Consider the following 15,989-nt stretch of genomic DNA (forward strand, 5'->3'; position numbering starts at 1 on the left):
TAAAAACGTTTACAAATGTGCTATTACGAAAAATTTTTATTTTTATCAAAAAAACCTATGATTTTTTGATAATTTAATTAGTCTGAAAATTGGAAAATTAACGTAATGACTTCACTTAGTTAAAGTTTAGCATTATTGTCGGGATTGTCAACAATAAACTTTGTTATTTTTTTAACTCACTTTGCATATATTTTTCATTATCTTAAGGCAATCCCCTTAACTTTTGTTTTAAATTAAATTTCATAATATATAAAAATGTACCAGTTCGCTCCTGACTCTATTTTTAAATCACCTCACATTTTTTGTTGGAATGATTCAAAATAAAGTTTTGTTACGAAGTGGCACATTTTTAGATAAAACACTTCATATTTGAATCTATCAAAATAAGGATTCGTAGATTTATCGCAATCTTTATTTTGAGTTTAAGTACTAAAGCGTTTCACCTTTATTAATTTCATTTAAATTAATTTATATTTATCTAAGCGGATTCTCAGTGTAATAAGCTAGACCTACTGTTGCTGGACCTACATGCAATCCTATCACTGGTCCTATATCACATAACTGTACTTTTGTTTTTACTATTTCTTCTATAGTTTTTGCTAGTTCTTTTCCTTCTACTTCCGAATTTATGTGATGCACAACTACTTCACCTAAGTTATTTCTATCTATATCTTTTCTAAAAGCTTCAACAATTGTGTCTATAGCTCTCTTCTTTGTCCTTACTTTTGCAAATATTGAAGTTTTTCCATTCTCAACAGTAAGTATAGGATGTATCTTCAAAAATGCACCTATTAATGCAGAAGCACCACCTATTCTACCGCCTTTTTTTAGGTATTCTAATGTATTAGGGACAAATAAAAATCTGCTTCTGAGTTTCATGTTCTCTACTGCAGCTACTATCTCCTCCATTGATTTTCCTTCATAAGAAGCCTTTGCTGCTGCAAGTACTGCATATCCCATCTGCATGCAATTTGACTCAGAATCCAGGATCTCTATTTTAGCATCAGGGTATTTGTCCAATATCATTTCTTTCACAAGATTTGCACTTGAATATGTACCACTCATTTCAGATGATAAAAACACCCCTACTATTGAGTTTTTCTTCAAAACTTCTTTTTCAAAAATTTTATAAAGATCTTCCAACCCTGGTTGAGAAGATGTTGGTATTTCATTAGATATTAATATTTCTTCGTAAAAAGCTGTCCTATCCATAGTTGTTTCATTATAACTTTGTCCTTGAAATATTACATTTAATGAACATACAGAAATATCATACTTTTTAATTAAGTCCTCCGGTATATATGATGTACTGTCTGTTATTATTTTTATACTCAAGATGATTACCCCCAGTAAGATTCTTTGTCTAAAATTATACTCTTTTATATAAATTAATACAAATAATTCCTATCACTATATAATTTATAAATGCTTGTAAAAGATAACTTCTACAAGCATTTATAAAATCTTATATTAACTTTAATATAGCATATTTAGCCACATCTCTTATATTTTCTTTTAAATTGTGTTGTATATTTTCAAACAATTGCTCACTATCAATAGCTTCTGAGGCTATAAAACTTATTGAAATTTCAGTAATTATATCGAATCTATTAAGTTTCATTAGTCCCTCTAATGCAGAGTATTCGTTATATTTGATTACATCCTTGATTACATTCACAGCTTCAACTACATCTTGTTCAGTCTTCGATCTTAATAATCCTTTTTTCTCAACAGCCTTAAATGTACTTAATGTAAGCATACAAAGGTTCTCATCTAATAACTCTTCAACATCAGTTAAGGTTCGAGCCACATACTTTATACCTTTATCAATTTGCTTGTTATAAAGATTTAAATCTTCCTTTCCTAGACCAAAAGCAATCAATGATAAACAAGTATTTTCTATTCTATCGTATAAAGTGCTTTCTTCTGAATTATCAAATGATCCTTCTGCAAACTGATTCCTAGCTATAAGCTTTAATAATTGATTTCTTGAAATTTCTTTGTTTACTTCAACCTTAGGTTTACTCTTATTCAATTTTTCAGATGTATTATAAAGGAAACGTGGTGAATCTATAAAATATCCACTAGCAAAATCTTTCAGTGCCTCTTCAGAAACTATAAGAGGAACTGTCTTCCTAATTATTGCTCCTAACACTGGTTCTTGGAAGCTTTCTACCATAAGAAGTTCTGTTTCTTCACTTAATATTCCACTCTCTTTAGATATTTCTATTATCTTATGCCTCATTGACTCAGCAATTTCTCCACGCTCGCCCCTCATTCTCTCACTTATAGATTCTATACGCATTCTACTCCAGGCTTTTCTGATAAGATCTACATTTTCTTCTAAGTCAAAAGAGTCCATGTTTATAGTAACACTATAATCTTCTTCTCCAACTTTCCCTATTATACTTATATTCCCTTCAATCGCTCCCTTAACCAGTGCGAATATGGAGAACTGTTCTCTATCGTATAGATACTCAATACTTCTTGGATAAGTCCTTAAAACCTCTAAATTTCCCCAATCAATTTTTAATACATCTATCTGAGGACTATTGATTCTGCTAAATTGTCTTACTACCAAATCTTCAATTTTTTCATCATAATAAATGAATTCTGGCTTTCCATAACCTATCTCAGCAATTTTATTTATGAAGTAACTATTTACGGATGTGTCCATACCAAATGGGAATATTCTGTTATCACCAATATTTTCTTTTACATAATTTAAGATAATGTCCTCTTCTTCATCCTCTACATTATCATCTGTAAATAAAAGAATCGTAGAATCACCCTGCTTATTTTTTTCATTTAAAGCTATCTTTAAGGCTTCAATCAAGTTTTCTTCCTCACTACTTGGTGAAAGCGAATTAATAAATTCACTAGCTTTTCTTAAGTTTTCTTGAGTATATGGTACCTTCCCTTGCTCTGAAAAAATTAAAATTTCCTCATCAAAAGCTATAATATTAAAGGTATCATTGTCATCTAGATTTCTTAAACAAAGCTGAAGGGCATTCTTTCCTTGCTCTAGCTTTTCTCCCATCATAGAGTTTGATTTATCTAAAATGAACATATAATTATTTCCACTATCATTTATTTCTTCATCAAGTTTCGGAAAAATACTTAAGTAAAGTATCGATTCTTCTTTTTCTTCATCGACGGTATAATACATACCACTTGCTTCTATAGGACATTTTTCTGTTAGATCAAGTATAAAATCTCTATCTAAGAGTTCTCCATCTTCAAGAGTTATCTTACATAAAGTCTCATCTTCTCTTTCTATATTTATTTTATGTGAAGATGATTCTATAAGCATCTCCCCCATAGATTTAACTATTATACTAAAATAAAACTTATTAGGGATTAATCCGTTGCTAATTATTTTAGGAAGCACTAAGCTATACCCATCATCCTCATATGGCATATGATCCATATAAGATACTTTTATTTTTACTAGTTCACTTGGCAGTATATCTTTTATAGTTAGTTTATATAAATTATTCTCATAACTTTCTAATTTGAGGGGGTTAATCCCATCAAGAAGTGCATCACTATAAATTTTCTGTACATCAGCTTTCCCTTCAACAACAGACTCTAAAATTCTATCTCCTATTCTAACCTCTAATCCAGTTAACACACCGGTTTCAGTCATTGGAAAAGCATATTCTCCATCTATTGTTTTTCCAGTGTTATTTTTAAATGATTGAGATAATGTGAACTCTACAAATTCACCGCATATATGACCATTAATACTCAATCTTTCTACTGTTACATCACTTAAGCTCATCATCTCGTTGCCTCCTAAATCCTTCTATAATCACTATCTATTTGATAGTTATATTTACTTTTATTAATAACTAATCCATGTTTAATTTTATTAAGGTGATTAATAATAACCTAAAAATTATCTATAAACTCACTGACCATATTTTTCTAGTCTTTTTTAAATTTTATTTCTAATTTTCATAATTGTAAAGAGTTTTTTTAATATTCTCAAAATAATAGTTTAGACAAAATCACTTTAATAGATTCTTTAAAGTAGAATTTTTTATAATTTCCTTTACAGTAAAAAGAGCGTAGCCAATTTAATCTACACTCCCTAAAATTTTTTTAAATAAAATGATATATTTAGCTAGATGCTGCTGATGCACTAGCTGCGGCTGCGCAAGCTGCAGCAGCTGCAGCTTGTTGCTGAGCTATCAATATAGCATTTATACTATTTCCTACTGATATCTGTAAAATACCATTCTTTATATTGTCTATATAGTAGCTAGATACTATACTTGCTGCAATCATAGTTCTATTTGATGTATCCAAGCTCCAAAACCCATATCCATCTACCGAATGTATATAATCATAAACTTCTTTTATTTCAGAAACTAATGTATCAACATCAGTAGACACTAATGCAAGAAGCCCTAAAGTTGCTAACGCATCATACCTAAGCTTACATTTTTCACCTTTTAGTTTTTTATATAAAGCTATCGTTCTCCTACAGTTATCTTCTACATTACCTTCACTCAAGGCTAGTATGTGAGATAATGTTTGCAAGGCATTTCCTTTGTAAAATCCATCTTTGTTCAATACATCATAATACTTTTCTATTTTATTTAAAGTCTCTTCAATATCAAAATCTGTGGTTGCTAATATTGCAGCATAAACATAATCATCAGGCGATGTTATCCAAAAGTGGTTTTTCTTCATGCCTTCATAAAATTTTATCATTCTTTCTACATTTTTATTCCACTGAGCTTTTTCAGAAGTAGAAGCTATTACATAAGCTGCCATAGGCAGATATGGGCTACTTCTAAAACCATTACGTTTCATAAGTTCATATGCAGCTTGAACATTATTAAACACGTCTGGATAATTTTCCTCACCAGATAATAAATTCACAAGAATCAATTCATTTGTACCTCTAAAATATGATACCCAACTAGTATGCGACCTTATATAATCTCTTATCCTTAATAAATTGTCCATCTCAGATTTTCTGTTATCTATAGCAAGTGACATAGCTATGAAGTGCTTAACTAAGTTAGCTTCCCACCTAAATCCATGTTTTAATTTATGAAAATTATCGATCATTAAGTTAGTTCTATCTGCTACTAACGAATTCATAACACCCTCCATATTAAATAGTAATCAATAACCCTTTATATAATATAATAATACATATTTATCTATATGTAAATAATCATTTTGTTAACATTTATAATTATTAATTAGACTATACAAATGTACTACTAATAGGCTTACATAATAGATATATTTATTTTTTGTGTACTCTATCTATATACATCCATAAGCTTTTTTATTCCATATAATGACTTAACAATAAGTTGACACATTAAAAACTTATAAAAGCATTGAAATATATAGGTTTAGCTAACTTTGAAATTTTATAATTTCCTATACTGTAAAAAAGCACTGAATTTATCAACAGAATATTGATAAATTCAGCGCCTATTTTCTTTCGTTAAACTTTACTTCTCTCTACCCACTCATCTTTTAATAAGCCGTATAGATACATAGAATATCTTTTGTAATCCCTCAGTATAAACTCTCTATACTCTCCCTCTCTTCTAAACCCAACGGATTCATACAATTTTATAGCACTTATATTGTAAGCCAATACATTTAATTGAATCCTATGAAGATTAAGTTCTGAAAATCCAAAATCTATTAAAAGCCTTATAGCCTCTTTTCCAAGACCTTTATTTCTATATTTTATATTTCCTATACCTATAAACAGTGTTGCTACTCTATTAGTCCATATTATATCATCAAAGCCTATCACACCAATTATCTCATTAGAGGAAACATCCCTTATAGCAAATATCATTCTCTCCTGAGTTCCTTTAAATTCTTCAAATACTTCCTGAACCTCTTTTTCTCCCTTTGGAATCGAAGGAACCATATCATAATATCTCAAAAAATCCGAATCATCATACCATGAATTAATGTAAGTAAAATCTTCATCTTTAATTGAACCAAGCTTTATATTTTCGCCTTTTAGTAGCACTTTCATAAGATAGCACCTCTATATATTAACAATATATTTCCTTTCAAGTCTTATTGGTTGATAAGCTAGCTTTGCTTTCCTAAGTCCTGCAATACCTCTATCTTCTTCTCTGTTTATATATTTTATATTACCTAAATACTCATTCACAAAAGACCTATTTATAAATGCATAAATCCCTTGATAATCTATATTCCCCTTTTCAATGTGTATAATTGCCATATCATCATTTACAATCTCACCTATAGTAAATCCAGCAATTTCATCATCAACATAAACAGCTATACCTATAGCGTTTAAGGATTCAAGATTTTCTAGTACCTCTTTTACACCCTGCTCTTCTATTACTAATTGCTCATCTAATTGATCTTTTTCTATATTCCACTTTGTTTCGAAGGCTATACAATCTTCTACTACCTTCTCGTCTCTTATATCTCTTATTTCATAGCAGTAGCTTTTTATAAACTGATTATATTTGTTTTTTTTGCTATGAAGCTTTTTTCCTGATAGTGTAGCTAACTTTTCAGTTTCATATATATAATCGAAATTATCCTCATCTTCTTCTATAGTTAGCTCTTCTCCATATAATTCTTTTAATTTTATTAGAAAGTTCTCTTCAATATCTCTAAAAAGAGTTTTAATATTAGAATCTTCTTTCTTTATATTTATTAATTCATTAATTATAGACTTCAGATTATCATTTGTATAACCAATAGGCTCCATAAAATATGTGCCTGTATGATTTTCCGTCTTCTTTATAATTAACGCTCCATCGAAAAATCCAAATTCAACCTTAAACAGGTTTTTCCATAAATATAAAGTTAAATATGAATATTCATAAGTTGAAAACTTGTAATCTTTTAAATACTTTTGAAATATATCCTTATCACTAAGCTCTAATGTTTTGAACTGTATCATTGGTATCCTCCTCTGATGTCTACATAACACCATGATTGTCTTAAAAATACTAATTATTCTATACTATATCTTAAATTTCATCTGATTTACCATAGGATATACCCCATTGTCTCCTGATTTCATCCATTATACTCATAACATCCTTAGAAAGATTTAAGCTATTTAAATCATCAGCCTTATTTAAATTTAAAATACTATTATTCATATCTTCTACTTCATATAATAGTGCTTTATTCTTATGGCCGCAACTTATCTTCTCTACTGTTCCATTTAGATATGTTATAACAGCTTCATCTGCTCTTGGATAATCCTCCACTGTTATATATCCTAGGTCCCCCGCTATAACTGCTCTTTTAGGCAACTTAGCTCTCATTGTCAGCGTAACTACAGCCATCTCATCCTTTGAATTTTTTAAAATTATGCCGGATTGTTCATCTACACCAGTCTCAAATTTTTTAACTGTTGTCATCACGACATCAGGTTGTTCTGACAAAAACATTCTTGTAAGAGATAACGCATAACTTCCAATATCAAATAAAGCCCCGCCAGCCAACTCCTTATTAAAAAATCTATTTGTAATATCATATTCCTTACAGCTTCCAAATGAAACATTTATCATCTTTAACTGACCAATTGCGCCCTCGTTTATTAGATTTTTTAACTTTTTAAATAATGGCATATGATATATGGTCATAGCTTCTGCTACAACTAGATTTTTCTCTTTTGCTAAAGCAATGATATTTTTCAATTGACTTCCATTCAGTACTATTGCCTTCTCACAAATTACATGTTTATTATACTTTAAGGCCATCATGATATATTCATAATGATTGCTATGTGGTGTAGATATATAAACTACATCTATAACTTCATCCTTTAACATTTCTTCATAATTTTCATACGCCTTGCTTATTCCATATTGATTAGCAAAGGCTTCAGCTCTATCATAGGAACGAGAACCTACTGCATATATTTCTCCATTTACTTCCGTTATTGCTGCTGCAAAGTCTTTCGCAATAAGCCCTGGTCCTAATATAGCCCATTTCAAACTTTTCATAAATACACCGCCTAAACAATTACTAATTATAATCTACTATAATTATACAACCTACTTTGCCTTTTTAACAAATATAATTTGACAGATTATCCTTATAAATAGGCTATAGCTTTAATTTTCTTTAAAATTTATTGTTTTTACTGCTCCATCATAAGCCAAGGATGTATTCGTAAAAACATTAACAGCATTCTCAATATATTCTCCCGGATTCATCATAGAAGGACTATAGTGAGTTATAATAAGCTCATGAACATCTGCTTCCTTAGCAATAGTTGCACTTTCTCTAAAGGTCATATGTTTATTTTTCATAGCTTTTTCTATATCTTCATCAGCTCCATAGGTCCCCTCACATACTAATAGATCACTACCTTCAACAAATCCTCTTATGCTTTCTACTGGTCTTGTATCTGTTATATAGCTTATCTTTAGTCCTTTCCTCTCTTCAGCTAACACCATAGAAGGGGTGTATGTCTTTCCTTCAAAATCTTGTGGCTCATTTTTTTGCAATTTACTCCATAGCACTTTAGGCACTTGATTTTCAATAGCTTTTTCTACATCAAACTTAGGAGTTCTTCTAATATAAAAACTATAACCAATACATGGACTAGAGTGATCCAGTTCTGTTGTCCTTATTTCTACTTGACCTTTAGGTTCTTGTTTTTCTTCTGATAATGTATTTATATCATTTTGAAATAGAACTGCTTTGTCTTTTTCAAAATCTACTAGTATAGAGTCTTTTGGGTTCTCAATAATAAAAACTTCAAAAGCTAAGTATGGAATAACTACTTTTAGTCCATTCATAACTTCATATAGACCTGCGGGCCCTATTATATAGATAGGTTCTACTCTACCACTATTACTTATAGTTGCTAAAAGTCCTGGTAGTCCAAGTATATGGTCTCCATGAAAATGAGTTATACAAATTATATCTATTGATTTAAATCCCCACCCCAACCTTTTCATAGCGACCTGAGTTCCTTCACCACAATCAATAAGTATCTTCCTACCGTTGTATTTTAAGAACATTGAAGCCAGAAAACGTTCAGGCATTGGCATAGTGCCTCCACATCCTAAAAATGCTACATCTAACATTTCGATTACCTCTCATCTTTTATTTTTATCTTCAATAAGTGTGAAGATATACATTTCTAAATTACATTTTAATTGAATAGTATATACCGGATTTTTAATTATAGTCTCTAAAATACATCTGTTTAATTCCAGGCATATATTTACAAGTATTGTGTTAAGTTGTACTATTAAATTAAGAATTTTAAGAATTATATAAAAACATTTTAAAGTATAAGCATATGATTATATTTATACAATTATTTTTATATATTCATGTAAAGTAACCTAATTGCTATTAAGTTTTCAATAAATATATAAATTATTTAATTTTGGAGGTAATGTAATGTTTTTAAACGAATTATCAAAGAAAGAATCAATACTATTTATTAATCTAGTTAAGAATCTAGCAAATGTAGACAAAGTATTTTCGAAAAAAGAAGAACAGCTAATATCCGATTACCTAGAAGAACTTTCTTTAAACAGCTCAGAGGTGGATTCATTATCCTTTGACGAAACCATAAAAGCTTTATCTTCTTCTGCTTCAAAAACTCAAAATATAATATATTTTGAATTAGTTGGACTTGCTCTTGTAGACGGCTTGTACTCTCGAGAAGAAACTGCCTTTTTATCTAAGGTGGCTGATGCTTTTAATATTAATGAAGCGAAACAAACTTCTTTCCTTAACTTTTTTAAGGATATAAAGGATTTATATGAAATAACAGTTATAGATTATGAAAGTAAAATCTCTGAGTTAAAGAGTAGGATATCAGAACTGTTGGTTTAATGTTCTTAAAATTTTCTACTTCCTTTACAGTAAAAAATCACTGAAGTGATTTTCTTCAGTGATTTTTTTTGCGCATCTGCCTTTCCGAATGTATATGAGAAAACTTACAGGCGAATAAGTTTTATTTTTTTATTCTTTTACCTTATATTACATTTTAAACCGGTTACGCATTCATAACTACAGAAATTATTAAATTTAAAATCCATAAAGAATAAAATCTACCATAAAAGGAATACAAAAGATAATGAATTTCATTTACATTTCTTTTTAACTATGATATAATTTTTCTTGGCTGTCTGGTATAAAATTTGAAACCGCGAAAATATATTTTATTGGAGGATTCAAATGGCAAGATCAATGGGACCAAGATTTAAGGTTGCGAGACGACTTGGTGTAAATGTATTTAATCACCCTAAAGCTTTAAATAGGGGGATAAAGAAACAAAAGTTATCCGAATACGGAGAACAACTTTTAGAAAAGCAAAAGCTAAAAGCATATTATGGTGTACTAGAAAAACAGTTCAGAAGATATGTGTTTGAAGCTATGAGTTCAAAAGAAAAATCTGAAGTCGTTCTGATTCAAAGATTAGAAATGAGATTAGATAATATAGTCTATAGAATGGGCTTCGGTTCAACCTTAAGACAATCAAGACAAATGGTAACTCATGGACACATAAGGGTTAATGGTCAAAAGGTAGACATCCCTTCTTATAAGCTAAAAGTAGGTGACGTAATTTCACTTAAAGAAGCTTCCAAGAAGACTGATATGTTTGTTGAAAACTTTAATTCTATATTACCTTCTGTGAACTATATAGAAAAAGATATTGAATCTTTAAGTGGTACTATAAAAAACATGCCAAACATTGAAGACATCCCTGTAGACGTAAAATTCCCGAAAATAATAGAATTTTACTCAAAGAACTAATCATATGTGTTACTTATTCCTGATTTTCTATAAAATCAGACTTTTATAAATTTAGATATTGAATAAATTAAGCTATACTTAAATCAAAATTTAAGTATAGCTTTTATTTTTCTAATTGGTATTATTTTTTCTTTTAATATATAGATATATCGGAATTCCTATGAGGGTTATGCAGACCCCATATAGCGCATTATACTTATCAGTTATCATTGTACTTATTATAATGTACAATCCACCAACTATACCTATTAGAGGAATAAATGGATACAATGGAACTGAATATTCTCTTTTTATGTCTTTTTGCTTTGTTCTTAATATAAATATGCCTGCTACTGTCATTACAAAGAATATCCACATTACGAAAACAGCTAAGTTTGTAAGTGTATCGAAAGATCCTGAAATTACATATAATATGGCCAAAAACACTTCAAATATAAATGCATTCATTGGTGTGTTAAATCTCTCTTCAACTTTACCAAAAAATTGTGAAAAAGGCATTAATTTTTCTTGAGCCATAGCATATGGAATTCTAACTCCAGTCATCAAATAACCATTAAGAGCTCCAAAAATAGATATCATTATGCCACCTGCAATTAAAGCAGCCCCATTACTTCCAAACAGTATTACAGCTGCATCAGATGCTGGCTTGTTGGATGTAATTATATACCCCAAAGGCATAACTTTTAATAAAGCTATATTCACCAAAATATATACTGCAATAATTATAGTAAGACCTATAATTATTGATCTAGGCAGGTCTTTCTTAGGCTTCTTTAGCTCACCAGCCATATTACCTACACTTATCCATCCATCATATGCCCATAAAGTTCCTAATATAGCTGCACCAAAGCCTGCTAATCCTGAAGTTCCACCTTTTACTACATTTAGATTAACAAAATTATGCTCTCCACCATTTATGAGACCAAATAATATTATTGCTACAATAGGAATAAGTTTAGCAAGTGTAGCAACAAATTGAACCTTACTACCTAGCTTTGTAGACAATACATTAATAGTCATGATAAACAATATAATAAAGATTCCAAGTATCTTTTGGCCAGCCTTAGATAGTTCTATAAAATATGTAGCTTGTGTTGCAAAAACGATAGATAATGCAGCTACTACTCCTGGTACATATATAACAGTTTGAACCCATCCAAATAGAAAAGCCCACTGTTCTCCATATAGCTCTTTCAAATAAGCAAATACTCCTCCAGTTTTAGGTATTGCCGCTGCTATCTCTGCTACAGTTAAAGCAGATGCCATTGTTATGATACCACCTGCGATCCATGCACATATGCCTAGCAATGAACTCCCTGCATTACCAAAAACTGTTGTTGCCTTAAAGAAAATACCAGAACCTATAACTATTCCTATAACCATTGTTATCGCTTCAGGCAACCCTATTTCTTTTTTTAAACTACTTTCAGCTAACTCCGCCTTTTTGCTACTATCCTTTGAATTCTTCATAAGCTTCATCCTTTCTGTACGTTTTTCTTCGAACTATAAATAACTTTTCATCCTTCGTTTAATATTTAAAAAATACATAGGTATATCCAGATATGTAAACCTTTATTTTATTAATATACTTTATTATTTTTACCAAAATAGCGCTACTTAATTATGTCTTCACTTTTACATTATCTAATTCTATAGACAAAAGTACTCTTAGTCAACTTCGGACGAAATTTTTATACTTTCATATACAGTAAAAAAGTCGCTGAAGCGATCTTCTTCAGTGAGCTTTTTTTGCACATCTGCCTTTCTGAATGAATATGAGGAAAATTTGGCAGGCGAATAAGTTTTATTTTTTACTGTATAGCGATAAAAACTTCTAAAACCCTTGAAGTATCTTAAGTTTATCTAAGTTGAAATTTTTATACTTCCATATACAGTAAAAAAGCTGTGCCTAATGGATTTTCACCAATTAGGTACAGCTTTATATTTCTAACTTATTTTTTCAACTATATCTTCAACTCTTTTTTGCGATTTTTTTCTAGTATATAATCTCATAGCAGTTAGTATTGCACCTATTGCACATATAAGGCTAGCCGCTAAGTATGAGTATTTCATTCCGTATACAAATACATCTTCTCTACCAGGAACAAAGTTAGCAACTTGATATCCAATCTTATAACTCATCCTATTATATAAAAGAGCAGTTGATAAAGAAATACCAAAATTCATACCTAAATTCCTAACTAATGCATTAACACTTCCTGCTATGCCTAATTTACTTTTAGGAACAGTTGACATTATTAGAGAATTATTAGGCGATTGAAACATTCCATTTCCTATTGATAGTACTGCCATAAATATAATTAAAATTATCATTGAAGAATTTTGATTTAAAGTTGACATTAACATTAATCCAAAGCTTGAAGCTATAAGTCCTATAAAAGTTAGTACTTCTGATCCAATTTTATCTGACATATGGCCGCTTATAGGAGCTATGAACGCTAATATCAAAGGTGAAACCATCATAAATAGTCCTGTAACTGAAGATGATAGCTTCATAACATCCTGTAAATAAAAAGGCTGAATTATATTAGAACAACTGATGGCAACAAAAGATATAAACCCACAAAAAACACTGAGAGAAAATAGCTTATTCTTAAATATTGAAAGTTCTAACATTGGCTCCTTAACTCTTTTTTCAACATAGATAAACGCCGTGAACGATATTATAGCAATAAGTAAGCTACCTAAAATAATAGGATTCCCATATCCCAATTGTTGTCCTTTTATAATGGATACAAACATCATAACTATAGCTATTGTAAATAATACGGCTCCTTTTAAATCAAGCCTTTCATTTGATATATTCCCCTTAGACTTAGGAAGAATCTTATATGACATTACAAAGGTTATTAATCCTATAGGAACATTTATTAAGAATATATATTTCCAGCTTACTAAATAAACTATGAAGCCACCTAATGGCGGTCCAACCATAGTACCTAAAGCCACTGCTGTACCTGACATACCCAAAGCTTTTCCTCTTTCATTCGGAGGGAAAACACTTGTTATTATTCCTTGACTTGTTGACATTGTGGCAGAAGCACCAATTGCTTGTATAATTCTAGCAGCTACTAAAAGCCATAATGAATTAGATAGCCCACACATTAACGACCCTAAAGTAAACATAATTATTCCAAAACTAAACACCTTAGTTTTTCCTTTTATGTCGCCCAATCTTCCAAATATAAGAATTATAGATGAGATAGTTATCAAATAGCTTGTTACTACCCATTCTATTGATGCCATATTAACATTAAGCTTTTTTGACATTACAGGCAGTGCTACATTTACTATACTGCTATCTAGACATGACATAAAAGTCATCAATACAACATTAAATAATATAAGCCATCTATTTTTGTAGATTTTATCATTTATATTCTCCATTATTTTTGTCCCCCTCTTCAGTATTCATCCTATAGTTTTTTGCATTCTTTAATGCATTATTCAAAAAAAGAATCACTTTATCCACATCTTCATCATGCGATTCTAAGGAAATTATATCAATCCATTTCTGGATTTCCTTTTTTATTTCAGGTATTATCTTTCTTGACTTATCCGTTAAAAACAACCTATATGCTCTTGAATCCTCTTGATCAACTTCTTTCCTTATGTAATCAAGTTCTATAAGTTTCTTTATAGTTCTAGCAGACATTGCTTTATCAACATTAAGCTTTTTACTTATACAGTTTTGACTTATTCCCTCATGATTATGGAGAATTAAAATATATGGATACATTCCACTTGTAAGATTAAATCTTTCTAATGAAACATCTAATTGAGACTGGGTAAATCTGTACAACTTATTTATAAGCTTAATTAGACTGGTTCTACTATCATCCATCCACTTCACCTTCTTCTAAAAATCTTTCATATTTTCTTATACGCCAACCTTCAAATGAGCATTATATTAATAAACTACGTACCTATAGAGTTACTAATTCAACTATTAATTTATGTATAGATTGATTAAACAAATATTATACTACCATCACATAGTTGACTAGTCAACCATAAAAACAAATTAAAACCACTTTATTGACCTATTATCTTAATCATTAATGTTTCAATAAAATGGTTTGCAAATCTAAATATATTGATTAACTTTCTGTATCATACTATTTTTCTCATATCCAAATATTTTTTAAGTATAGGTTCAATTCTTGAATATGCTTCAATTATTTCTTCTGGTATCTCAACATGTTCTATAAAGTACTTTCCTTTTGGACCATACCCATATTCATCATCTTTTAATCTCGGTATTTCCCCCATTATTAATGATAAGTATCTATCTACTTCCCAAATCCCCTCTATATTTGTATTCTCAAATTTAATTTGATTATTAAAAATTCCTACTTTAGGCACGAATGGAGCATAGTTTATAAGTTTCACTTTATTCTCATCACGCCATACTTTTCTAAAAGATGCATCACTTCTAAGCTGCATTGTAGGATCTTGAATCAATATAATCGATTGAGCTTCTATATTCAACTCTCTTAACATCTCAAAAGTCTTATATGCGTTGTCTCCGCAGTTAGTTGATTGATTTTCTATAATTATATCATTTTCACTTATCCCATATACATTGACAAGTATTTCATTTATAATATCTGCTTCCGCCTTGTCTGTAGTATTTATATCTTGATATTTATTATTTTTTCTAACATTGTTTATTAGGTATGAAGTGGAATGACCTATTCCACCTGCTACCATAATTTTATCAACTATACCATCCTTAAAAGTTTTCTGAACTACTTCAATAGTATTAGTTATACTATTTCCGAGGAGAAGACTTATATCAGCTTTCTTAATTCCGTACTTATCATGTAATTCATCACAACTGAGCTCATTTAAATCCCTTTTGGCTAAAAACATCCCTATTATATTTATATCATTTATGATTTCCATATTTAGAATATCCTTATCGTTAATCATATTTACCTCTTCCTTTCATTCACCTTTATAGTTCTCTTATCTCAAATTACAATTTATAGACATTAATGATTAATTATATAATACACTATTAACCTTGTATTTTTATATAAAAACATAGTATATAGATAAACCTCTTCGTAATAGAATTTATATTTTTAAATTCTCTCACCAAAACCCGTGAGAGTTTTAAAAATAGATTCCGTATCGGAGTGGTTCATCTTTAGATAAACTACTTCATATTAAAATTTATCTTTAAAGCC

General features: G+C 29.8%; 13 protein-coding genes. 2 read left to right on the plus strand and 11 right to left on the minus strand.

Annotation, left to right across the window (positions count from 1 at the left end; all coding sequences use genetic code 11):
* Positions 1–474: 474 nt before the first annotated feature.
* The 7 genes from bsdtw1_RS14665 to bsdtw1_RS14695 form a co-directional block, all read right to left on the minus strand.
* A complete protein-coding gene (locus tag bsdtw1_RS14665) occupies positions 475–1,335 on the minus strand; it encodes a DegV family protein (RefSeq protein WP_183278304.1) in 861 nt (286 codons plus the stop codon).
* A 130-nt stretch (positions 1,336–1,465) separates the two neighbouring features.
* On the minus strand, positions 1,466–3,787 hold the full coding sequence (locus bsdtw1_RS14670) for a VIT and vWA domain-containing protein (protein WP_183278305.1): 2,322 nt from the start codon (positions 3,785–3,787) through the stop codon (positions 1,466–1,468).
* Between the two features lie 338 nt (positions 3,788–4,125).
* Positions 4,126–5,118 carry a DUF4003 family protein gene (locus bsdtw1_RS14675; protein WP_244638171.1) on the minus strand — a complete coding sequence of 331 codons (993 nt, stop codon included), beginning with the start codon at positions 5,116–5,118 and terminating at the stop codon, positions 4,126–4,128.
* A 358-nt stretch (positions 5,119–5,476) separates the two neighbouring features.
* On the minus strand, positions 5,477–6,028 hold the full coding sequence (locus bsdtw1_RS14680; RefSeq protein WP_183278306.1) for a GNAT family N-acetyltransferase: 552 nt from the start codon (positions 6,026–6,028) through the stop codon (positions 5,477–5,479).
* A 12-nt stretch (positions 6,029–6,040) separates the two neighbouring features.
* Positions 6,041–6,937, minus strand: coding sequence for a DUF2156 domain-containing protein (locus bsdtw1_RS14685; protein ID WP_183278307.1), 897 nt, complete (start codon positions 6,935–6,937; stop codon positions 6,041–6,043).
* A gap of 70 nt (positions 6,938–7,007) precedes the next feature.
* On the minus strand, positions 7,008–7,994 hold the full coding sequence (locus tag bsdtw1_RS14690) for a Gfo/Idh/MocA family protein (protein ID WP_183278308.1): 987 nt from the start codon (positions 7,992–7,994) through the stop codon (positions 7,008–7,010).
* Between the two features lie 111 nt (positions 7,995–8,105).
* A complete protein-coding gene (locus bsdtw1_RS14695) occupies positions 8,106–9,086 on the minus strand; it encodes a ribonuclease Z (RefSeq protein ID WP_183278309.1) in 981 nt (326 codons plus the stop codon).
* Positions 9,087–9,408: 322 nt separating this feature from the next.
* Between bsdtw1_RS14695 and bsdtw1_RS14700 the strand changes: the two genes are divergently transcribed.
* Positions 9,409–9,849, plus strand: a complete 441-nt coding sequence (locus bsdtw1_RS14700) for a tellurite resistance TerB family protein (protein WP_183278310.1) — start codon at positions 9,409–9,411, stop codon at positions 9,847–9,849.
* A gap of 345 nt (positions 9,850–10,194) precedes the next feature.
* On the plus strand, positions 10,195–10,773 hold the full coding sequence (gene rpsD, locus bsdtw1_RS14705; protein WP_183278311.1) for a 30S ribosomal protein S4: 579 nt from the start codon (positions 10,195–10,197) through the stop codon (positions 10,771–10,773).
* Positions 10,774–10,884: 111 nt separating this feature from the next.
* Here rpsD and bsdtw1_RS14710 read toward each other — a convergent pair whose 3' ends face one another.
* From bsdtw1_RS14710 to bsdtw1_RS14725, 4 genes are all read right to left on the minus strand, one after another.
* Complete coding sequence (locus tag bsdtw1_RS14710) at positions 10,885–12,243, minus strand: APC family permease (protein ID WP_244638172.1); 1,359 nt, start codon at positions 12,241–12,243, stop codon at positions 10,885–10,887.
* A 477-nt stretch (positions 12,244–12,720) separates the two neighbouring features.
* On the minus strand, positions 12,721–14,181 hold the full coding sequence (locus tag bsdtw1_RS14715; RefSeq protein WP_183278313.1) for an MFS transporter: 1,461 nt from the start codon (positions 14,179–14,181) through the stop codon (positions 12,721–12,723).
* Positions 14,165–14,638 carry a MarR family winged helix-turn-helix transcriptional regulator gene (locus tag bsdtw1_RS14720; RefSeq protein WP_183278314.1) on the minus strand — a complete coding sequence of 158 codons (474 nt, stop codon included), beginning with the start codon at positions 14,636–14,638 and terminating at the stop codon, positions 14,165–14,167. Before bsdtw1_RS14720 ends, bsdtw1_RS14715 begins: the two co-directional genes overlap by 17 nt.
* A 269-nt stretch (positions 14,639–14,907) precedes the next feature.
* Positions 14,908–15,729 carry a YdcF family protein gene (locus tag bsdtw1_RS14725; RefSeq protein ID WP_244638173.1) on the minus strand — a complete coding sequence of 274 codons (822 nt, stop codon included), beginning with the start codon at positions 15,727–15,729 and terminating at the stop codon, positions 14,908–14,910.
* Between the last annotated feature and the right edge of the window lie 260 nt (positions 15,730–15,989).

The organism is Clostridium fungisolvens, assembly GCF_014193895.1.
Taxonomy (GTDB): domain Bacteria; phylum Bacillota; class Clostridia; order Clostridiales; family Clostridiaceae; genus Clostridium_AR; species Clostridium_AR fungisolvens.